Annotated in this window: 23 protein-coding genes; 2 read left to right on the top strand and 21 right to left on the bottom strand. The window is 37.7% G+C overall.

The annotated features are described in order from the left end of the window. Nucleotides 1-11: 11 nt before the first annotated feature. Both nadB and nadC read left to right on the top strand, forming a co-directional pair. Nucleotides 12-1,532 carry an L-aspartate oxidase gene (gene nadB, locus AC6F8J_RS11940; protein ID WP_500723570.1) on the top strand — a complete coding sequence of 507 codons (1,521 nt, stop codon included), beginning with the start codon at nt 12-14 and terminating at the stop codon, nt 1,530-1,532. Further along, entirely contained in the window at nt 1,517-2,362 is an 846-nt protein-coding gene (gene nadC, locus AC6F8J_RS11935) for a carboxylating nicotinate-nucleotide diphosphorylase (RefSeq protein WP_500723569.1), read from the top strand. The genes nadB and nadC overlap by 16 nt, the downstream gene beginning before the upstream one ends. A gap of 85 nt (nt 2,363-2,447) precedes the next feature. On the opposite strand, the gene recN is transcribed toward nadC, so the two are convergent. From recN to AC6F8J_RS11830, 21 genes are all read right to left on the bottom strand, one after another. After that, a complete protein-coding gene (gene recN, locus AC6F8J_RS11930) occupies nt 2,448-4,154 on the bottom strand; it encodes a DNA repair protein RecN (RefSeq protein ID WP_500723568.1) in 1,707 nt (568 codons plus the stop codon). 25 nt (nt 4,155-4,179) lie between these two features. Further along, a complete protein-coding gene (gene argR, locus AC6F8J_RS11925) occupies nt 4,180-4,635 on the bottom strand; it encodes an arginine repressor (protein WP_500723566.1) in 456 nt (151 codons plus the stop codon). Between the two features lie 12 nt (nt 4,636-4,647). After that, the gene (locus tag AC6F8J_RS11920; RefSeq protein ID WP_500723565.1) at nt 4,648-5,511 is read right to left on the bottom strand and encodes an NAD(+)/NADH kinase; all 864 of its coding nucleotides are present in this window, start codon (nt 5,509-5,511) and stop codon (nt 4,648-4,650) included. 11 nt (nt 5,512-5,522) lie between these two features. Continuing rightward, nucleotides 5,523-6,335, bottom strand: a complete 813-nt coding sequence (locus AC6F8J_RS11915) for a TlyA family rRNA (cytidine-2'-O)-methyltransferase (protein ID WP_500723563.1) — start codon at nt 6,333-6,335, stop codon at nt 5,523-5,525. Between the two features lie 4 nt (nt 6,336-6,339). Next, nucleotides 6,340-8,205, bottom strand: a complete 1,866-nt coding sequence (dxs, locus tag AC6F8J_RS11910) for a 1-deoxy-D-xylulose-5-phosphate synthase (RefSeq protein ID WP_500723561.1) — start codon at nt 8,203-8,205, stop codon at nt 6,340-6,342. A gap of 3 nt (nt 8,206-8,208) precedes the next feature. Beyond that, on the bottom strand, nt 8,209-8,787 hold the full coding sequence (locus tag AC6F8J_RS11905) for a hypothetical protein (protein ID WP_500723560.1): 579 nt from the start codon (nt 8,785-8,787) through the stop codon (nt 8,209-8,211). Between the two features lie 656 nt (nt 8,788-9,443). Beyond that, nucleotides 9,444-9,887, bottom strand: coding sequence for a divergent PAP2 family protein (locus AC6F8J_RS11900; protein ID WP_500723559.1), 444 nt, complete (start codon nt 9,885-9,887; stop codon nt 9,444-9,446). An 11-nt stretch (nt 9,888-9,898) separates the two neighbouring features. Next, nucleotides 9,899-10,795 (bottom strand): farnesyl diphosphate synthase, encoded by an 897-nt coding sequence (locus AC6F8J_RS11895; RefSeq protein WP_500723558.1) that lies wholly within the window; start codon nt 10,793-10,795, stop codon nt 9,899-9,901. A 2-nt stretch (nt 10,796-10,797) separates the two neighbouring features. Next, on the bottom strand, nt 10,798-10,992 hold the full coding sequence (gene xseB / locus AC6F8J_RS11890) for an exodeoxyribonuclease VII small subunit (protein ID WP_500723557.1): 195 nt from the start codon (nt 10,990-10,992) through the stop codon (nt 10,798-10,800). Nucleotide 10,993: 1 nt separating this feature from the next. Further along, on the bottom strand, nt 10,994-12,211 hold the full coding sequence (gene xseA, locus AC6F8J_RS11885) for an exodeoxyribonuclease VII large subunit (protein ID WP_500723556.1): 1,218 nt from the start codon (nt 12,209-12,211) through the stop codon (nt 10,994-10,996). 58 nt (nt 12,212-12,269) lie between these two features. Continuing rightward, a complete protein-coding gene (gene nusB / locus AC6F8J_RS11880) occupies nt 12,270-12,668 on the bottom strand; it encodes a transcription antitermination factor NusB (protein WP_500723555.1) in 399 nt (132 codons plus the stop codon). 69 nt (nt 12,669-12,737) lie between these two features. Further along, complete coding sequence (locus AC6F8J_RS11875; RefSeq protein ID WP_500723553.1) at nt 12,738-13,106, bottom strand: Asp23/Gls24 family envelope stress response protein; 369 nt, start codon at nt 13,104-13,106, stop codon at nt 12,738-12,740. Between the two features lie 267 nt (nt 13,107-13,373). Next, nucleotides 13,374-13,934: an elongation factor P gene (efp, locus tag AC6F8J_RS11870; RefSeq protein ID WP_500723551.1), complete on the bottom strand. Its 561-nt coding sequence runs from the start codon at nt 13,932-13,934 to the stop codon at nt 13,374-13,376. 150 nt (nt 13,935-14,084) lie between these two features. Then, nucleotides 14,085-15,170, bottom strand: a complete 1,086-nt coding sequence (locus tag AC6F8J_RS11865) for a M24 family metallopeptidase (protein ID WP_500723550.1) — start codon at nt 15,168-15,170, stop codon at nt 14,085-14,087. A gap of 162 nt (nt 15,171-15,332) precedes the next feature. Continuing rightward, nucleotides 15,333-15,770 (bottom strand): type II 3-dehydroquinate dehydratase, encoded by a 438-nt coding sequence (gene aroQ / locus AC6F8J_RS11860; protein ID WP_500723548.1) that lies wholly within the window; start codon nt 15,768-15,770, stop codon nt 15,333-15,335. Between the two features lie 9 nt (nt 15,771-15,779). Next, nucleotides 15,780-16,301 (bottom strand): shikimate kinase, encoded by a 522-nt coding sequence (locus AC6F8J_RS11855; RefSeq protein WP_500723546.1) that lies wholly within the window; start codon nt 16,299-16,301, stop codon nt 15,780-15,782. A gap of 20 nt (nt 16,302-16,321) precedes the next feature. Further along, nucleotides 16,322-17,179, bottom strand: coding sequence for a shikimate dehydrogenase (aroE, locus tag AC6F8J_RS11850; protein WP_500723544.1), 858 nt, complete (start codon nt 17,177-17,179; stop codon nt 16,322-16,324). After that, nucleotides 17,180-17,680, bottom strand: coding sequence for a YqeG family HAD IIIA-type phosphatase (locus AC6F8J_RS11845; RefSeq protein WP_500723542.1), 501 nt, complete (start codon nt 17,678-17,680; stop codon nt 17,180-17,182). A gap of 115 nt (nt 17,681-17,795) precedes the next feature. Continuing rightward, complete coding sequence (locus tag AC6F8J_RS11840; RefSeq protein ID WP_500723540.1) at nt 17,796-18,341, bottom strand: prepilin-type N-terminal cleavage/methylation domain-containing protein; 546 nt, start codon at nt 18,339-18,341, stop codon at nt 17,796-17,798. Then, nucleotides 18,334-18,858 (bottom strand): prepilin-type N-terminal cleavage/methylation domain-containing protein, encoded by a 525-nt coding sequence (locus AC6F8J_RS11835; protein WP_500723539.1) that lies wholly within the window; start codon nt 18,856-18,858, stop codon nt 18,334-18,336. Before AC6F8J_RS11835 ends, AC6F8J_RS11840 begins: the two co-directional genes overlap by 8 nt. 25 nt (nt 18,859-18,883) lie before the next feature. Continuing rightward, nucleotides 18,884-20,574, bottom strand: a 1,691-nt coding sequence (locus AC6F8J_RS11830; RefSeq protein WP_500723537.1) for a hypothetical protein, incomplete at its 5' end; no start/stop codon positions are given.

Genomic DNA, 20,574 nt, shown 5'->3' with positions numbered 1-20,574 from the left:
GGTGACATACCATGAAAACTACAGATGTTCTTATTATCGGTACCGGCTTAGCGGGTACTTATGTTGCACTTAATCTACCTACCCATCTTGAGATTACAATGATGTGCCACCACTCAACCAACTCAACCTTGGCCCAAGGCGGTATTGCGATCTCACTTGACCAAAAAGATTCTTTTGAAGCGCATATTGAAGACACTTTAACGGCCGGAAGACATACCAATAAGCTTGACGCGGTTAAGACATTAATTGAGAATGCACCCAATCAAATCCAGACCCTAAAGAAACTTGGTGTGGAATTTGATTACGACGCACAGAAAAAAATACATGCCACTTTAGAAGGTGGACACTCATATCCTAGAGTGATTCATGCCGGCGGCGATCAAACTGGACAATCTGTAATGAGTCTATTAGACCAAAAAGTTGAGTCCTCAAATAATATACAAATCTTAAAAGGTGCTTCCTTGCTAGAGCTAGTAATACATAATCAGCAAGCCATAGGCATTGTTTATGAAATAAATGAAACCATACAAGTTATCTATGCCAAACATATTGTTATGGCAACTGGAGGACTTGGTGATTTGTATACACATACTACGAACCAAGAAGGTTCAACTGGTGAGGCCATCGCCATCGCCGCCTTTGCAGGTGTAAAATGTCAAGATATGCGTTATATACAATTTCATCCCACTGCATATAAAAATAAAAACAAGGGCTATTTTCTTATAACCGAAGCCATGCGAGGTGTAGGGGCCTATTTGCTAGATGCTCATAAAAACAGATTTATGGATTCCATTCACCCTTTGAAAGAGTTAGCTCCTAGAGATATTGTTTCAAAGGCCATCTATGATGTTATAGTGTCCACTCAAGAACCTTTTGTTTACTTGGATACAAGGCACTTAAAGACAAAATACTTAAAAGAACGCTTTCCGAACATATTCAAAACATTAGAAAATGACGGTCTAACCTTAGGAGTTGACCTAGTTCCTGTAACACCGGTGGCCCATTATGCCGTTGGTGGCATCTGTACGGATTTAATGGGACGTACCAATCTTATGAATCTATACGCATGTGGTGAAGTTGCCTCAACAGGGGTTCATGGTGCCAATCGATTGGCCAGTAACTCACTCTTGGAGTGTTTGGTCTTTGGTAAAAATGTTGCAGAACACATTGTCTCTACTCACGAACATATCTCACTGCCTACTATTACTAAAAACCCACTGGATACATGGAAGCATACTAAGACAACATCTTCAAATAGTTATAAAGTCCATAAGGCCTGTGTTCAAGAAATCATGACCAAACATGTAGGCATTGTTCGCTATGACCATCAACTTAAGTTAGCGAAGTCTGAGCTAATACGCCTTCTTTCCCCGCTCAAAAAAATACGTTTTGATCATGTGGACCATGCCAAATCTTATAACCTCGTGTCCGTCAGTTTAATGGTTGTTGAAGATGCCTTGGATCATGAGAGCTTAGGCTGCCACTACAAAGAAATAGAAAAGAAAGGACTTGAATCATGCAAGGACCTATAAATAAGCATCAATTAGTAGCAAAAATAATTGAATGGCTTGAGGAAGATATGCCCTATGGCGATATCACTTCCCAAAACATCGTATTTCATGACCATAAGATTCAAGCATCTTTTATCGCTAAAGAAGATGGTGTTATCTGTGGTATCGAAGTTATGAAACTCGTCTTTCAAACGATAGACAGTACAATCGTTTTTGAAACATTTGCTAAAGATGGTGATCTTGTAGAGCCGGGATTCATCATTGGTACCCTAAACGGCCCTCTTGATAAGATTCTAATGGGTGAAAGATTGGCCTTGAATCTATGTCAACGCTTAAGTGGTATTGCAACGATGTCCCATCTTTATGCTCAGGCTGTTAAGGCCTTTCCTGTTCGAATCGTTGATACAAGAAAAACCACGCCCGGACTTAGACTGCTCGAAAAATATGCCGTTCGAATCGGAGGCTGTTACAATCATAGATATGGACTCTCGGATGCTGTTATGATTAAGGATAATCATATTGCAGGAGCCGGATCAATAGAAACTGCCGTGGCTCAAGTTCGCTTTAGGGTACCCCATACAACCAAAATCGAGATAGAAGTTGAAAGTCTTGAAGGACTAAAGGAAGCCTTGAGACTTGGCGTTGATATTGTCATGCTGGATAACATGAACAACGATATGCTTCGCGCTGCTGTAAAGATCAATCAGGGAAGAGCCCAATTAGAAGCCAGTGGCAATATGACCCTAGACCGCATCGTTGATGTGGCCAAAACCGGTGTGAACATCATCAGTGTAGGTGGTCTCACCCATTCGGTTAATGCTTTTGATATCAGTTTGAAGTTCTTAAAATAATATCTTGTACTGTATTTGCTAATGTAGTTACTTTTTTTACAAGCAAAGGGGACTAAAGTATAACTTTGGCCCCCTTCGTTTCATCTCACTTAAGCTTTATTATATAAGCCTCTTTTATTGCTGTCGCTTGTTCTTTCATTTCTTTAGCCGACTCTAATGTATTCTCAGTTATTTTCACACCGCCAATAAGTCTGGCCAATTCTTGAAAGATTTCCGCACCTTTTAATGGTCTAACAAAAGTCTCAATCCTATTTTGTGACTCTAACTTCTCGATTAAATAATGCTGATCTGCCATGGCGCTGATTTGTGGCAAATGGGTAATACATATAATCTGTCTATGCATGGCCAAAATCGACATTTTTTCTCCTACTTTTTGGGCGGTACGACCGCTGATACCGCTATCGATTTCATCAAAAACCAAAGTGCCAATCTGATCCATTTCAGCAAAAACAGACTTAATGGCGAGCATAACCCTTGAAAGTTCACCACCGGACGCGATTTTAGTTAAGGGTTGAACGGACTCATTTTTATTGGTACTAATCAAAAAAGTAATTTGATCATAGCCATTTTGGCCGAATTCATCTAGTTTTTTAATATTGATTTCCATTTTTGCATCTGCAAAATTCAAATCTACCAGTACGGTTTCAATATTTTTTACAATTTCTTTTGCCGCTTTCTTTCTTAGACGGGAAATTTTTTCACACTTTGTCTCCAGTCGTTCTGTCAACTTTTGAAGAGCTTCTTTGTTTTTTTTCAAATCAATTTCATAGTTTTCCAAATGGTTCAAGCGCTTTTCTTTCTCTTCTAATGCAAATAAAATCGCCTCTATGCTATGACCATATTTGGATTTTAAAATATTAATGATGTGTATACGTTCTTCCACTTCATTCAAGCTTTGATCGTCTGCTTCTAATGCCTCTAGATAATTTTCCACATGTTTATTCAAATCCTTGACCATATCTTCAATTTGTGCCATCATAATAGCCATATCTTCAATATCATCATCCAAATGGCGTATACCTTCAAAATCTCGTAAAATGTGACCAATCCATTCCCATAGATTCATTTCAGGGTTTTGTGTTAAACGCTGTTCAACACCCAATAATTTTTGAAGTATTTTATTACGATTAGATAAAAGCTTAAACTCTTTACTTAAAGTTTCATCTTCGCCTTCAATCAGATGGGCAGATTGAATTTCATTGATTTCAAACTTCAAAAAATCTATTTCCCGCTTTCGATCATCTACTGTGAGATAGTCTTCTTCAACGACTTTGATCAGTTTTTTATAGGCCTTATAATCCATATATAGATCATCTTTTAAGGTCTTAAGCCCTTGACCAACATACCGGTCCAGTAGATCAATATGGTTGTTTTGGTCTAAAAGAGATTGATGTTCATGTTGACTGTGAATGTCCAAGGTCATATCCGCTATTTCGCTTACCACTCCAGCCGTCACAGTCTGATGGTTGACTTTATACACACTACGCCCTGACATATTGAATCTTCTAGATATTAATAACTCTTGTTCATGATTGTAGTCAATATCATATTTTTCTTTTAATCTGATTAACGCTTCTTCCTGTAGAACAAAAATCATCTCAATCAAGGCATAATCAGAACCTTTACGAATCATCGACTTATCTAGCTTTGCACCGGAGATGGCATTCATCGAACCAATAACAATAGATTTACCTGCACCGGTTTCACCACTAAGAACCGTCAGACCATGATCAAAGTCAATTTCCAAAGATTTAATTAGAGCAAAATTTTCTACATGCAGATATATTAACATCTAATCCTCCCATAAACCTATGTTCTTATTGGCCGCGTGCCACTTTATTTAAACGTTCCATGACAAAAATAGCATCGGCTTCAGTTCGAGTTGCACAGAATATGGTGTCATCACCAGCAATACATCCCACAACTTCATCAAAATCCATAGCATCTACTGCAGCTGCCACTGCCATAGCCATACCGGTCAAAGTTTTAAGAACAATCATATTACCTGCCCGATCCATACTGTTGTACCCATTCTTAAAAATACGAATGTACTTTTCACTCAAATTGGTTTCTTTAGATGGAAGTATGGCATACTTTTGTTTGCCACCGGGTATGGAAACTTTGGTAAGTTTCAGGTCCCTAATATCTCTTGAAATCGTTGCCTGTGTAACTTCAAAACCATCTTCCTGAAGTCGGTGCACCAATTCCTCTTGGGTTTCGATGACAAAATGATTCACCAACTCTATGATCTTTGACTGTCTAGCTATTTTCATAACCAACCTCCTCTAATTACCACCCAGTTTTCTCCTTAATATATGATAAAAGTTATGTCCTTCTATTTTAATCAACCTGGTTTTTAAATCAGCTTTTTGGATGATGATTTCTGCATCATTGTTGATTTCTTTACCATCTTGACCATCGATGGTCACCATTAAGTCATTATCCCATGCGCGTCGATTATGTTCAAAATTGATTTTGACCTTATCATTGCTGGACAATACAATGCTTCTAGCTGTTAAAGAGTGGGGACAAATAGGCGTCATAACAATCATTTCATTATGAGGTGCCAGAATCGGTCCGTTTGCAGATAAATTATAGGCTGTAGATCCCGTAGGTGTTGAAATAATAATCCCATCTGCTGAATAATAATTAACAAATTCCTCATTAACGTAAATACTAAATCCAACCATTCGAGATAAAGCCATACGACTAATAACTACATCATTTAGGCAAAAACTTTCATCGATCAAGAGACCTTCATTGTATATCTGTGCTTCAAGCATCATTCTAGTTTCTATTTCATACTTACCTTCTAATATTTTTTCTAGATTTTCTTCCCACTCATGTTCCTCTATCTCCGCTAAAAATCCAAGATTTCCTAAGTTAATGCCTAGAATCGGAATTTCATGCATAGCCAACCGTCTGGCAGAATGAATAATCGTACCGTCACCTCCAAGTACAATGGCAAAATCAATATCGTCCAGTTCGGAATCATCTTCTATATCAATAGCATTGAAGGCATAACACTCTCGTACATAGTTATCTATGTACACTTTACAATCCTTTGACTTTAACCAATCCATAATTTTACAACTATAGGCCAAAGTAGGGTCTTTACTGGTGTTAATAATCATATAGACATTCTTCATTACGCCTCCAACTACAGTGTATTATGGGCTTGATTTACGACCGCATCAATACGTGCCTTAAAGCTTTCAAAGGACACATCCACTGTATTCTTTCTTACATATAATAAATACTCAATATTACCCTCTGGGCCTTTTATTGGTGAATAGTCCAAACCTAAAAATTCAAAACCTATTTGAACCGATTCTGACAAAATACGGATTAAAACTTCTTTATGAATTAAAGGATCTCTAACCACACCCTTTTTCCCAACTTTTTCACGTCCGGCTTCGAATTGAGGCTTGACCAAGCAAATCATTTCACATTGTTCTTTCATCAACAGCTTAACTACAGGTAGCACTTTAAGAATTGAAATGAAGGATACGTCCATACTAACAAAATCAATAGGATCCGGAATCCGATCAGGCGTTACATACCTAATATTTGTTTTCTCCATACAGACCACACGCGTATCTTGTCGAAGCTTCCAATCCAATTGTCCTCGTCCAACATCAATTGCATAGATTTTCTTCGCACCATTTTGTAACATACAATCCGTAAAACCACCTGTTGAAGCCCCTACATCCATACAAATCTTGTCTTCAAGAACGATTGGGTATTGTTGTAATGCTTTTTCCAATTTGAAACCACCACGACTCACATAAGGGTTTGGATTGGATTTAACAACAACTTCCAGGGTTTTATTAACTTTTGTTCCCGCTTTATCTTCTCTCTGACCGCCAACAAAAACATTTCCGGACATGATTAATGTCTTGGCTTTTTCACGAGATGGTGCTAGGCCCAACTCAACGAGTAAAATATCAAGCCTTTCTTTCTCAACTGACATCGTTTCACCTGTTATATCTTTCTATATATGCCGCTATATGATTGGCTGTCAAACCTAATACATCCATTAGCTTATTCCTTGAACCATGTTCTATAAAATTATCCTTAATACCCATGATTTCCACTTTGATATCATATCCTTTACGATGTACATACCGTATCACTTCACTGCCATACCCACCTATCATAGTGTTTTCTTCTGCTACCAAAAGATGCTTATGTGTGTTTGCTAATCTATCAATCTGATCATAATCTATGGGCTTGACAAATCGAGCGTCTACAACGGTTACAGTTGTTTCGACCATTGTGCTGGCTTTTATGGCTTCATCCACCATAGAACCAACGGCAAGAATGGCAATATCTTTACCCATTTCTAATACTTCACTTTTACCATACGCAATGGGACTTTTGTCATACTGGTAATAAGGTGCTTCACCCTTTGGATACCGAATGGCAATCGGACCCTCCATATAGGTTAAGGCAAAATCCATCATGTCCTTAAAGGTTTCACTGTCCATGGGCGCCATGACAGTCATATTTGGCATGTGATTTAAATAAGATAAATCAAATATACCTTGATGGGTTTCGCCGTCTTCTCCAACCAATCCGGCTCTATCTATCATAAAAACGACGGGGATTTTCTGTATACAAACGTCATGTAAAACCTGATCATACGCTCTTTGTAAAAAAGTAGAATAAATGGCAACAAAGGGCTTGATACCGCTTAGACCCAAACCTGCAGCAAAAGTAACCCCATGCTGTTCGGCAATCCCTACATCAAAAAAAGCTTTTGGGCATGTTTTCATAAAATGGGACATACCTGTTCCATCCGGCATGGCTGCTGTAATACCTGCAATCTTATGACCTTCTTTAACGTATTGAATCAATTTATCCCCCATCAGTTCTCCATAAGACTTTTTAGTATTTGCCTCTTTTTTTACTAACGCTTCACCATTTTTTGTGATGAAGGGTTTAGTACCATGAAACTTAGAAGGGTTGATTTCAGCGTGGTAATAGCCTTTTCCTTTAATTGTATTAATATGAATCAGAACCGGTCCTTCAATTCGACGGGCTTGATTAAGTACTTTAATAATCTGTGGTAGTGCATGACCGTCTATTGGACCCAAATAAGTGTAACCTATCTCTTCAAAAAACATACCGGGAATAAAAACTTGTTTAAAGGCATCCTTGATTTCTCTGACCCCTTTTGTAAGGGTTTTACCTATTACAGGAATTTGATCCAATACCTTGTGAACATCCTGCTTGATTTCCTTATAAACATGACCGGTTCTAATGGTATCTAGATATTCTGCCATACCACCAACATTTTTGCCAATGGACATTTGATTATCATTTAAGATCACGATGAAGTTCTTTTTCATCTGCGCACCATTGTTAAGGGCTTCATAGGCCATACCTCCAGTCAAAGCACCGTCTCCGATTATGGCAACAACACTATGATCTTCTTTAAGCATATCCCTAGCCACAGCATACCCAATAGCTGCAGATATCGAAGTTGAACTATGTCCGACGTCAAAGCAATCATGCTCGCTTTCATTACGTTTAGGAAAGCCACTTAGTCCTTGGTATTGTCTAACGGTCTTAAGCGCTTCTTTTCGTCCTGTTAAAATTTTATGAACATAACTTTGATGACCAACATCCCAAATCAATTTGTCTGTAGGTGAATTAAATACATAATGTAGACCAATGGTAAGTTCAACGACACCTAAATTAGAACTTAGGTGACCACCTGTCACGCTGATCACATCTACCAAGTATTTTCTCACTTCATGACTTAATCTATTTAAATCATTCATATCAAGACTTTTCAAAGCCTTAGGAGAATGAATTTTATCCAATATTTTAAACATATGTCACCTTTTTTTCCTTTTTTTTATGTAACTTAATATAATACCCAATCTATATACAATATGATTGGCGTGTCGTAAAGCAACTTCTTTTCCAATTGCCTTGCCACCAACAGTAAACCCGGCAATAATGGAGGTCAGAATAATACTGGCAGCAGTTGTTTTTAGGGTCATGGTTTCATTTAGTTTAATAACAATGGCCGCAGATGCTGATCCTGAAATAATGCCTGAAATATCCCCAATCACATCATTAAAGAAGTTGGCTACAGCGCCAGCGTGTCTAATAATCAATATGGCTTCTTGAGCACCTCTAACCTTACCGGAAGACATAGAGTGAAAAGGTGTCTCCGTGGCAGCTGTAACTGATATACCTAACAAGTCAAAAATGACGCCTAAAAAAACAATAACTAACAATATAAAGAGTGCGCCAATAACACTAACTTTTTCCATAAATACCAAAGATATATAGCCTAAAATTAAGGCTACAAAAAATGTAATCACGGTGATCACATAAACCCATAAATAATTCACCTTTTTATTTGTATACATATTACGGAATTTGATCCGACTTTTTTGGTCACTCATGTACACCCTCATCTCATACTTTAAATCACATTAATTCTATTTTATTAAAAGCTGAAGATAATTATCATAGTAAATTTTGCGGCATATGGTCTAGCAGGTTTTCCCAAATTCAAACTCCGATGTCGCCAAAGGAGCGATTCCTCTTTCATTGAATTCCCAAAATAAATGGCGCTAGATCGCCTTAATAACCACACTGTAATCCTATGATAACCTCTTTCGAACAGTCTAGGAGTTTTCCTCACATCACCAAACGCCTCTTAGCCTCTTTAGCAACTTCAAATTTCAAGCAACAATAACATTTCCTCTTTGGCCTAAGAATCCATGCCTAAATTACTATCCCCTTCAAAGTCACGCAAGGCAGGCTACACTGTCCACAGCTTACGCCGCATGACAGGTTTAATCCAACGCCGTAGATCATGTTAACCCACATACGTTGGTCTCCGCGACAAAAGGGTCAACGCCCACATGCCCTTGTGGATCGCCCTAATGTCTTAACTCCCAGCACAAGCCCGCGACTGGGCGTCGCAAGCTCACACCAGAAACTTCATCGATATGCCCTTATACGGTTTTTTAGGCCCGTCTTCTGATGCGCAGGTCATGACTAGAATACTGCATCTTCAGCACTAACAAATCATATTATAACATCACTGGCCCTATTATGCCATATTAAGTCCGATAATCATACCCAGTAAGGCACCTACAAAGACTTCCAGATAAGTATGACCTAAGAGCTCTTTAAGTTCTTTATACATTGAGAATTTATGTTCTCCCAGTTCTTTGATAATCCGATTAATAAGCTTTGCTTGTTTACCTGCGGCCATTCTTACATTGGCTGCATCATACATAACAATAAAACTCATCATGCTGGCAAAGCCGAACATAGGACTGTTAAAACCCATAATCCTACCAATAGAAAATGTGGTTGCAACAACAGATGCTGAATGGGCACTGGGCATGCCGCCGGACCCCATTAATCTACCAACATCAAATCTTTTTTCTTTAATCAATATCCAGGTTATTTTAATAGATTGAGCGATAAACCATGCTAACATTGCTGAAAGAAAAACCCTATTGGTTAATAAATCACTAATCTCATTCATGCTATTCTCCTTTAATAACTACGTTCTTTGATATAGTCTGTAAATGCCATTAAGAAGGCCGTCTTATTGTTGTCAAAGGATTTTAGGATGCTAATGGCTTCATTTGACAAGTCGCTAACAATCACTTTAGAATCTTCAACGCCTTTTAAATCTACATAAGTTGTTTTTTTGTTTTTCATATCACTCAAAATTGGCTTACCAAGCTTTGCCTCTTCTCCGGTTACATCCAGTAAGTCATCCTGAATCTGAAAGGCTAGACCGATGCACCTTCCGATTCTATTTAATTTTTTGATGACCTCATCATTTTGTCCAGCTAAATAACCACCCATCATAAAAGCTGCTTCTATTAGGGCTGATGTTTTGTGTTGATGAATATAACCAATCACATCCATATCTACCAACTGGTCTTGATAGGTGATATCTGCAACTTGGCCGCCAATAATACCTTTTGTTCCCGCATTGGTTGCTAAACATGATGCTGCAAGTAGGCCTTGATCATTTAACTTGTATTTCATGATGCCTTCAAACATAATCTCATAGGCCCTATTTAACAAAGCATCTCCGGCGAGAATTGCAATATTTTCACCATATTTTTTGTGGCAAGTGGGCAAACCCCGTCTTAAATCATCATTATCCATAGCCGGTAGATCATCATGAACCAGAGAATAAGTGTGGACCATCTCTATTGCCGCCATAAAAGGCTCAATAGCTAATGACTTTGGTTTGAATAAACCATAGACTTCCTCGAGAATCATAGGTCTAATTCTTTTTCCGCCTGCTAAAAGACTATAAGTCATCGCCTCTATGACGATCTCGTGATAGCCACTGGTTTCTTGAGGAAGAAATTCGATAAGAAGTTGATTAATATTCTGTTGTTTTTTTTTGAATTTTTCATCAAATCCATTCATCTTTACGCCTTCTTATTTGTCAGGATTTCCAGTTCTTTTTCTATTTTGTCAATAGAATCGTTACAATGCTTTACCAATGACATGCCTTCTTTATATTTTTTTATTGAATCCTCTAGTGTAAGATCTTCTGATGTTAGGTCATTTACGATATTCTCAAGTCTTTCTATTGATATTTCAAAAGAAGTCGTTTTATCCATTTCAAGCATCTCCTTTATTATGTTCTATGACATCAACATTGGCTATGACTTGACCATCGGATAAAGTCAACATAACCTTGTCATTAGGATTAAGTTGGTTAACGGATGTAACTTTATTAAGCTGAAGATCACTTAAATAAGCATATCCCTCTTTTAATCTCTGAATCGGTGACAAGCCTTTTAATTTTTCCTCTAGTAGGTTCACCTGATGTTTCTTTTTTCTCAAGATATTTTCCATGCGCATTTTTATCTTATCTTCTAATTCTGTTATATATTGATACTTTCTTTCATATTTCAATCCCGGATGCTCATGTGATAATTGTATTTTTATCAGTTCTAATTTTTTTTTATTATGATCCAACTGGCGGTACATAGCTTGCCTTAATGTCAAGTCATATTGGTTCAGATTGTTATGTAAAGTGTAGTAATCATAAACCGCCAACTCAGCTGCTGCTGAAGGTGTTGGTGCTCTAAGGTCTGCTACAAAGTCTGATATGGTAAAATCCGTTTCATGACCGACAGCAGAAATAATGGGTATATCTGACGCATAAATACTTCTAGCCACCTCTTCTTCGTTAAACACCCATAGATCTTCAATGGACCCACCACCTCTTCCAAGGATAATGGTGTCTACTTTTTGTTCTTGATTAAAATATCCTATACCTTTGATAATGGTTTGAGCTGCATCCGGACCTTGCACAAGTGCCGGATAAAGCGTCATTTTTATATATGGGTTGCGTCGTTTCGACACTTGGACGATATCCCTTATAGCAGCACCTGTATCTGAGGTGATGATTCCAATATGCCCTGCGTATTTACAAATAGGTTTTTTGGCTGCTTCATCAAAGAGTCCTTCTCGACTTAATTTTTTCTTCAATTCTTCAAAAGCTTGATACAGTTGCCCTAACCCGTCCTGCATTATTTTGCGAACATATATCTGGTATTGACCGCTTCGCTCATAGACTGAAACCGCTCCCTGTACAATAATTTTCATACCGTTTTCGAATTCAAATCCCATATTCTGGACATGGGTTCTAAACATAATACAGCTTATGGTACTCTCTTCATCTTTTAAAGTGAAATACAGATGACCTGAACTATGTGCTTTATAATTGGATATTTCACCTTGAACTGAAAGGTTCTTTAAGATGAAGTCTTTATCCATCAATTGTTTTATATAGGCATTGACATGACTAACTTTAAGTACCTGTTTTTCCATCTTTCCCCTACTTTAACTATAATTATTAATGCAACTTTCAAAAAGTATGAAAGATGCGCTATTCATTAATAATGCCTGCAATAACACCGTTTACAAATTTTGGAGATTGATCCCCGCCATATTTTTTTGCCATTTCTATAGCTTCATTTATGGCCACATTGGTAGGTATTTCCTCATCATATAGAATCTCAAACAAAGCCAGTCTAAGTATGGCCATTTCCACATTTGCAATCCGTTTCAGATTCCAGCTTGTAGAACTTGATCCAATGGCGGCATCTAAGTCAGCTTTCTTGCCAACGATACCCAGGGTCTTTGATTTAATATAATCGGCTTCATCTTCCTTGACTTCAATAGTCTCAAGATAATCCTTAATATGCTCCTTAATAGGAACCTCAAGTCCAAATTCATAGGAAAATATAATCTTAAAAATATTCTCCCTGATATTTTTTCTGTTCATAATTGCCTCCATACATTACAATACCCTTAAATAACAATTTAAGGGTATCAACGTTTTCGATTTGTGATACTACTTTTCTATATCAACACCGGTAACATTTATATTCACGACTTCCACAGTAAGTCCAGTCATGGTCTCCACTGCATTCTTCACCTTCTCAGAAACACTTTTGGATACTTCTATAATCTGACTACCAAAAGTCACAACAATGGCCAAGGTAAGAGAAACACAGCCTTCGCCTACTTCTACAACCACACCTTTTGCTAGATTTTTTCGTCCAAGAAGTTCAACAATATCACCTGCTAGATTACCGACCATACCCTTGACACCTTCTACTTCTGTCGCTGCAAGGCCAGCTATAATCGCAATAACCTCATCTGCAATATGGATTTCCCCTACATCTTCATGATCATGTATTTTCAAAACTTGTCTGTCCATTATATTGCCTCCATTCCATTGTATTCACAACTTGCTAGTATCATTATATCGAAAGTCGCTCAAGTATGCAAGAACAAAGCGACTATGTCGCGGTTTGCTTGCAAATTGTTCACGGCAGAAAAGTTCCTTAACGCATACAGCAATGTTTCTATGCTGTATGCTAGAGTAGGTCTTTCCTAGAGTGCAAGAACAAAGCGACTATGTCGCGGTTTGCTTGCAAATTAAGAAGAATAAAGCAGCCCTTTTTATATACAGGGCTGCTTTATTCTAGTTAGCTCTAGATATGTATTCGCCGGTTCTTGTGTCAACTTTTAATTTGTCGCCAATATTCACAAACAAAGGTACATAGACAGTTGCACCGGTTTCTACTGTAGCCGGCTTCGTCGCACCTTGTGCTGTATTGCCGGCAACACCAGGTTCAGTATGTGTTACCAACACCTCCACAATAATAGGTGGTTCAACGCCAAACACCTTATCTGCATGTGATAAAACCTTTACAATCTCATTTTCCTTTACGAACTTTAAGGCACCATCCAACTGTTCTTCCGTCAAACCAATCTGTTCATAAGACTCAACGTCCATAAAATGAAAAACATCACCATCTCTATACAAATACTGCATATCTTTTCTTTGTATGATAGCGTTTTCAAATTTCTCTGTTGGTCTAAATGATTTTTCAATCACGGAACCTGTTTTTAAATTCTTAATCTTCGTTCTTACAAAAGCTGCACCTTTACCGGGTTTAACATGTTGAAACTCAACAATGACATAGATGTTATTATCTATTTCAATTGTTAAACCATTTCTAAAATCACCAGCTGATACCATTTATTGTCCTCCTTGTAATACCTAAATAATCACTCAGATATTTTTCCTCATAAACTCTTGGAAATCATTTACATATTGTAATCTAAATACCTTTTTTTTTCAACACTTTTTTACGATTATTGTCAAACTTAATTTTGACCTTTTAACACTTTATATAATTATGAGTTTTTTATCTGAATGAACAATGTTTTTGCAACCTTCAGCGGTGACGACAACAAGATCCTCAATACGTACGCCACCAAAATCCGGTATATAAATCCCCGGTTCTATGGTCACAACCATACCTTCTTCCAAGGTCATATCTCCTTGTTGGGATAATCTTGGATTTTCATGTACTTCTAAGCCTAGACTATGTCCTAATCCATGACCAAAATAGCCTTCATAACCTTGGTCATAGATATAGTCTCTCGCTATAAGATCCACTTCCTTACCGGTCATACCCGCTTTAAGGGCTGTAAGTGCCATTTCTTGAGCCTTTAAAACTGTATTGTATAATCTCGTCTGATCCGGATTCGCATCTCCCATAACAAGAGTACGGGTCATATCTGAGCAATAACCTTCATAAACACAACCAAAGTCTAAGGTTACAAAATCACCTTTTTCAATCACTTTAGTCGTCGGTTCAGCATGTGGTAGACTAGATCTTTTCCCTGATGCAACAATGGTTTCAAAAGAAAGACGGCTGGCACCTTTTTTCTTCATAAACATTTCCAGTTCCAAAGCTACCTCGACTTCTTTCATGCCTACCCTAATGTATTCAAGTATATGTTTATATGCTGCATCACCGATACTTGCAGCGTATTCAATCAAATCCAACTCCGATTGATCCTTGACCATACGTAACCTTTCTATCATATCTTCAAGAGGAATCCATTCAATATGATTAAGGTAATTTCTATGAAAATCAAATGCCTTGACCGTCAAATGATGGTTTTCATACCCAAGACTATGAATTCCATCCACCTTCATGATTTCTTTAATGGTCTCATTTAAACCTAATTTCATATAGTCCAAGATTTCATAATCTGGACAGGAGATTGTTGCCTGCTCTATATATCGAAAATCTGTCATGAGTACTTTTCTATTGGCTGTGATATATACATAAGCTGAAGAACCTGTAAAACCGGATATATAACGCCGATTGTGGGCACTGGATATAAATATTGCCGGTAGCGCCCATTCTTTCATTTTTTTTAGTAAACGTTCATGTCTTTGAACCTTGTATCTTTCGGTCATTAGTTTCCTCCGTGTTTTATAACATTGGTTGGTTAAAGGGTCAAAACTAAGTTTCACTAAATTTACATACAATATATAGATTACGTTGATGCATTCATAACTATATATTGTATGCAAAAGTTCAACTATATAGTTTTGACACCTTAACCATTGGTTATAAATTTATGCTTTAAGTCTATCTTTAAGAATAGAGATGGCTTCTAAATAACCATCTAAACCTTTTCCAACAATCTGATGCACACATACATCCTTCGTGACAGAAACATGACGAAAGGCCTCCCGTTCATATATGTTCGAAATATGAACTTCCACCGTCGGAATCTGAATGCTACTAATTGCATCTCTAATTGCATAACTATAATGGGTATAAGCACCCGGATTAATGACAATACCATCCACCCGATCATAATAGGCTTTTTGAAGTCGATCTATGATGGCACCTTCATGATTAGACTGAAAACACTCTGTTTCAACTTGTTCTTTAAAACCATAGGTCATAATCTTCTCTTGTAGGCCTTTGTAATCCTCATGTCCATATATATCCTTATTCCTAATGCCTAAAAAATTCAGATTAGGTCCATTAATGACCAATATTTTCATTCCATCACCTCATAAAATCTCTAGAATTTCATCTACGATGTTTTTGATTGGCTTACCGGATGTTTGTATAATGACATTGGCAGTTCTTAAATACAAGGGTTCCCTTAACTCCAGCATGGTCGTAATTTTTTTTTCAATATCTTCTTCATCTTGTAACAAAGGCCGCTTATGATCATCTTTGATATTCTTAAGAATATGCGCAACACTCGCTTGTAAAAAAACAACAATACCTATCTTTTTTACCATTTCAATGTTTTCATCTCTTAGAATAATGCCACCGCCAGTTGAAATAATCTTGCTTTTTTGATCCTCTAGATTGCTTAGAAATGTCGTTTCAAGATCTCTAAAATAAGCTTCACCATGGTCTTTAAATATTTCACTGACTGTTTTACCTTCAGCTTTTTCAATTTCTTCATCCATGTCAATATAATTAAGATTTAAACGCTTGGCCAGTTCTTTTGTCACGGAAGTTTTACCACAACCCATGAACCCTATTAAAACGATATTCTCACCTTTGTTTCCATCACTCATATTATTCACCTATTGTTGTATCATTTCGTCATCTGTTGTAAAAAAGCCTGATAGGATTTTTTTTTAGTTCCATCATCAATCGTACATTCACGCCACAACTCAAAAGCAGCAACAGCCTGATGAAAAAGCATGCCCATACCATTCATGGTTATGGCACCTGCTTCTCTTGCTTCACGTAAAAAATGGGTTTCAGGTGGGTTATATATAAGGTCCACCGCAACCTCCAAAGTCTTATAGAACTTGGTTTCATAAATAGGATTATTGGCACTATGAGGATACATGCCAATAGGCGTCGTCTGAAAAGCCATCACCAAATCATTTCTTTCTTTAAGCTCTTCAAGGGGAATCACTTCAGTGGATACATCATAATGACGGTTAATTAATTTGGTTAATTGCTCAGCATTGGCCTGTGTTCTATTTGTTATGGCAATATGGCCTGCGCCTTCGTGGGCACACATCATACCAACTGCTCTTGCAGCCCCTCCGGCACCAATAATCAGTATCGATTTATCTTTAACATCAACCTTGATTTCCCTTAATGCTCTTGAGAGTCCAATCCAATCTGTATTATAACCTATAAGCTCATTATTCTTATGTATGATGGTATTAACAGCACCAATTGCTCTGGCCATATCCTCTACTCGGTCCAAAAAAGTCATAACATCGACCTTATAAGGTACTGTAACATTAACACCCCTAATATTCAACCCCAGTAGACCTGCCATGGCATGCTCAAGTTGATTTTCCGTAACATGAAAGGCTACATAAGCCATATTTTCCTTTAGGGCCTCTGCCAACATGTTATGAATGAAAGGTGAATAACTATGGCCAACCGGATCTCCGATTAAACCATATATGTCCGTTGTCCCTTTTATCATTTAGCGCCCTTCTTTCTTTAAATATCTATTTAAGAGTAATTTTTCTGTTCTTCTCTTAATGAAAGTAACCATTTGTTCCTTGCTTTGTATCGGTTTAACCAAAATCGTATACATACCTAAACGATTACCCACCCATACATCTGTAAAAATTTGATCACCAACAAAGATAGCATTTTGGGGATGAATTTTGATTGTTTTTAATATGCGCTTAAGTTTATAAGTAAAAGGCTTCATCGCATTTGCCATCACAGGTATCTTCAAACCTTTGTTGAGAGCATCTACTCTTTCCTTAGAGTTGTTGGACACCAGAGCCACTTTATATCCCATGGTCCTAAGTGTTTTCATAAGGTGAATCAACGCATCATGGGCATCAAGCTGATCAAAAGGCACTAAGGTATTGTCCACATCAAACAAAACTGCTCGGTAACCCTTCTCATACAGACTTTCAAAGTCAATGTTATACACTTGATCCAAATATTCATCCGGATATAATATCTTCATTTTCATCACCATACTTTCATGATTTCACTTAATGATTATAACAACAAACATGCTGAGTGTCAAAAAAAACAGACCAAAATTAAGTTGGTCTGTCCTTTATATGTAGAGATTTCTATTATTTTTCATAATTTCGAAACTTCCCTTGACTTTGAAGACTCATTTTTGCATCACCATCTGCCATATCCATAAAAATCTGAATGCTTTTGGTGTATTCAAAGTCTATATTATTGGTGGGTGCTACCCTTAACTGTTCAATACGACTGGCCATGATATAGCTTGAAGACGCACCCCCATCCGGTGTTATGGTGCAGGTTAGTTCTTGAGTGCTTGGGTCATAAGTGATTTCATATTCGATGGTACCTTCTATAGGATCTTCTTGATGGAAGATAATCATACTTGGATTAATGACAACATCCGGTGAATCAATACTTGAATTACCTGCTTGATCTTCTATGGCTTCGATACCCTTTGATTCCTTGGCTATGGCCGTCAACTGGTTCATGGCCAACTGGCCTTCATACTGAATATCGATAACGCTTTTTGTAGCGTTAAAGCCTTTCAAGTTAAAGGTTAAGTACGTACCCACAGCCCCCATGATGATGCCGGCTATGGCAATGGCCAATATAATCTCAATGGTGGTAAATCCTTTATTATTATTCATTCATAACCACCCTTCCGTTTTGCTTAATCACCTCAAATTCAATGACACGGCTGGAAGCCGTTGAACTGATTTCATATCTGCCATCACCATTGGCCGTATTCTTAACTTGACCGGAGGTGCTGTCGAACTCAAAACTGATTAATGAATAATTCGGTGGTTGAATGTCCACATAATCTGTATCGTCCCATTTTTTGATGGCTACTTTTTTGGGTAACTTAATGGTCTTTAGCGTCGAGTAGGTACCGGTTGTTCCTACGCGCACCAGAGTCCTTACGATATATTGTTCAAGGGCTGCGTCATAGGTCAAAGTCAACCTATAGTCTTTATCCTTGGAAGCCATTTCTTTTGTTTGAACCAGCTTAATTTCGCTAATCAGTTGATTGGAATAGGTATTAATGTTGTTGGTGTATAGCGTATTCAACCCAAAACCGGAAAGACCAATGGCAATGGCCAATAAAGCCATGACAATGATCATCTCAATCAGTGTATAACCATCCTGTCTTTTGATATTGTTCATACTTTTAACACACATCATCGATCACCTATTCTTCAACTTTCCAGAATTCAAAACGCATTAGATCACTATATCTATAAGGACTGTTGTTGTTCAGATCTAAAGTCGTACTATCATCAAAATCAACAAATTCAATCTCTTCTAGGTATACCGGAGCAGATCCTGGTCCACTTCGGTCCACCACATTAAATAAATTATATAATACATTGTCCTCGTAAATCTTCTGTGCTAAGTAATTTTTTATGACCATTGAATTATTCTTATAGGTCTGAGTACCACCCATAGCGGTTATGGAACCACCTGAAATGATGGGGCCTGCAAAAGCCAAATCACCATGAATCACAATGTCACCATTATGAACAACTATCCCTTGAGCCCTACCACTAGGTATGTCTATGGAAGGGCTATTGGTGCCTGAACTGCCTCCACCATATATATGTAAGGTTTGTGCTGTTGCATCATTGACATAGGTTATTTCCAGAGCATTCTGAGCTGCATTTAAGACGCTTGCTACCGTTGGATAAGGGGCATTGTTATAATTTAGTGAACCCATGGTATCGATTTTGGTGAACTTATCGACAGCATTCACATTATAATAAGTTGGGTCTACCAATGGGTCTGCGTCCGGATTATCAATAGAAGGCGCACCGGTGTCACTTCTGTGGCGCATCATATGCAGTTGATAAATATGATCTTGACTAATCTTGATTCTTAAGCTATCATAACCCTCTTGACCGACTTTATTAATATTTGTCCCATTGTGATAGGTCAGGTCTAAGAAATCATTAACATCATGTGTAGGATCTTTGACAAGCTTCAATCCGGTGGTATAGATATAATTTTCAAGATTGACGCCCGGACCGGTCTTAATAAAGGTATTAGTATTGACATCAATATAATGCTTAAAAGCCACAAAATAGGCTTTTCTATCATTTAGTTCGTAATCTTCTGTTGTCGTACCCTTTGCCAAACTTATGGTTGTACCGTCAATATTCATCCAAGAGACATTGTCCTTTAGAAACTTACCTTCAACCTCAGCATCTTGAATGGTTCCGCTACCTGCATAAAAATCATAAGGTGTTTTATTGAAAAAGTTATCTCCAGCCAACTTCATAAGATCAATGGTTTCCTGATCGAATCCCCATGCGTATGCTACAAAATTGCCTTTTAGAGATACGCTTTCTCCCGTTTGATATCTGGTGGGTTCTACATCCACATAGGCTGTACCGCCAATTAGTATACCTTCGTGACTTTCCAAAAAATCAATATCTTTTTTTGTCGTACCTACAGGAACTTTACTAAAGGCACCATCAATGGATAATGATGATCCGGCATTCATATCCGCATTAATAACAATGGCACTGCTTAAATCATGAGTGATACCTGTTCCACTACCATCGGTGTAACCGTAATAGCTACCGTTGATGTTGATTCTACCACCTGTACCGTTAAGTTCTAAGTCATCACTGGTATAAACATTACCATTAAAGTTCATCTGACCACTGGCACCATCTTGCAATACAACACTGTTGGCATAAACCAAACCGTTGTTTACGGTTAAACTCGCATTATTTTGGCTTCCGTCAGCCAGTTGCACATAACTACGGCTAAAAATATTGCCATGAACCGTAACGCGACTTGTGCCGTTAACTAAGATACCGCCATAATTTTTAGGATTATGTATGTCATTACCTGTGGGTAGATTCCCATAACCATATA

The organism is Petrocella sp. (assembly GCF_059865615.1).
This window is presented reverse-complemented; position numbering and strand designations above follow the sequence as displayed.

Excerpts from the sequence above, each read along its gene's own strand:
- nadB (WP_500723570.1), top strand. The coding sequence starts at position 12 with ATGAAAACTACAGATGTTCTTATTATCGGTACCGGCTTAGCGGGTACT.
- nadC (WP_500723569.1), top strand. The coding sequence starts at position 1,517 with ATGCAAGGACCTATAAATAAGCATCAATTAGTAGCAAAAATAATTGAA.
- recN (WP_500723568.1), bottom strand. The coding sequence starts at position 4,154 with ATGTTAATATATCTGCATGTAGAAAATTTTGCTCTAATTAAATCTTTG.
- argR (WP_500723566.1), bottom strand. The coding sequence starts at position 4,635 with ATGAAAATAGCTAGACAGTCAAAGATCATAGAGTTGGTGAATCATTTT.
- AC6F8J_RS11920 (WP_500723565.1), bottom strand. The coding sequence starts at position 5,511 with ATGAAGAATGTCTATATGATTATTAACACCAGTAAAGACCCTACTTTG.
- AC6F8J_RS11915 (WP_500723563.1), bottom strand. The coding sequence starts at position 6,335 with ATGTCAGTTGAGAAAGAAAGGCTTGATATTTTACTCGTTGAGTTGGGC.
- dxs (WP_500723561.1), bottom strand. The coding sequence starts at position 8,205 with ATGTTTAAAATATTGGATAAAATTCATTCTCCTAAGGCTTTGAAAAGT.
- AC6F8J_RS11905 (WP_500723560.1), bottom strand. The coding sequence starts at position 8,787 with ATGAGTGACCAAAAAAGTCGGATCAAATTCCGTAATATGTATACAAAT.
- AC6F8J_RS11900 (WP_500723559.1), bottom strand. The coding sequence starts at position 9,887 with ATGAATGAGATTAGTGATTTATTAACCAATAGGGTTTTTCTTTCAGCA.
- AC6F8J_RS11895 (WP_500723558.1), bottom strand. The coding sequence starts at position 10,795 with ATGAATGGATTTGATGAAAAATTCAAAAAAAAACAACAGAATATTAAT.
- xseB (WP_500723557.1), bottom strand. The coding sequence starts at position 10,992 with ATGGATAAAACGACTTCTTTTGAAATATCAATAGAAAGACTTGAGAAT.
- xseA (WP_500723556.1), bottom strand. The coding sequence starts at position 12,211 with ATGGAAAAACAGGTACTTAAAGTTAGTCATGTCAATGCCTATATAAAA.
- nusB (WP_500723555.1), bottom strand. The coding sequence starts at position 12,668 with ATGAACAGAAAAAATATCAGGGAGAATATTTTTAAGATTATATTTTCC.
- AC6F8J_RS11875 (WP_500723553.1), bottom strand. The coding sequence starts at position 13,106 with ATGGACAGACAAGTTTTGAAAATACATGATCATGAAGATGTAGGGGAA.
- efp (WP_500723551.1), bottom strand. The coding sequence starts at position 13,934 with ATGGTATCAGCTGGTGATTTTAGAAATGGTTTAACAATTGAAATAGAT.
- AC6F8J_RS11865 (WP_500723550.1), bottom strand. The coding sequence starts at position 15,170 with ATGACCGAAAGATACAAGGTTCAAAGACATGAACGTTTACTAAAAAAA.
- aroQ (WP_500723548.1), bottom strand. The coding sequence starts at position 15,770 with ATGAAAATATTGGTCATTAATGGACCTAATCTGAATTTTTTAGGCATT.
- AC6F8J_RS11855 (WP_500723546.1), bottom strand. The coding sequence starts at position 16,301 with ATGAGTGATGGAAACAAAGGTGAGAATATCGTTTTAATAGGGTTCATG.
- aroE (WP_500723544.1), bottom strand. The coding sequence starts at position 17,179 with ATGATAAAAGGGACAACGGACATATATGGTTTAATCGGAGATCCGGTT.
- AC6F8J_RS11845 (WP_500723542.1), bottom strand. The coding sequence starts at position 17,680 with ATGAAGATATTATATCCGGATGAATATTTGGATCAAGTGTATAACATT.
- AC6F8J_RS11840 (WP_500723540.1), bottom strand. The coding sequence starts at position 18,341 with ATGAATAATAATAAAGGATTTACCACCATTGAGATTATATTGGCCATT.
- AC6F8J_RS11835 (WP_500723539.1), bottom strand. The coding sequence starts at position 18,858 with ATGAACAATATCAAAAGACAGGATGGTTATACACTGATTGAGATGATC.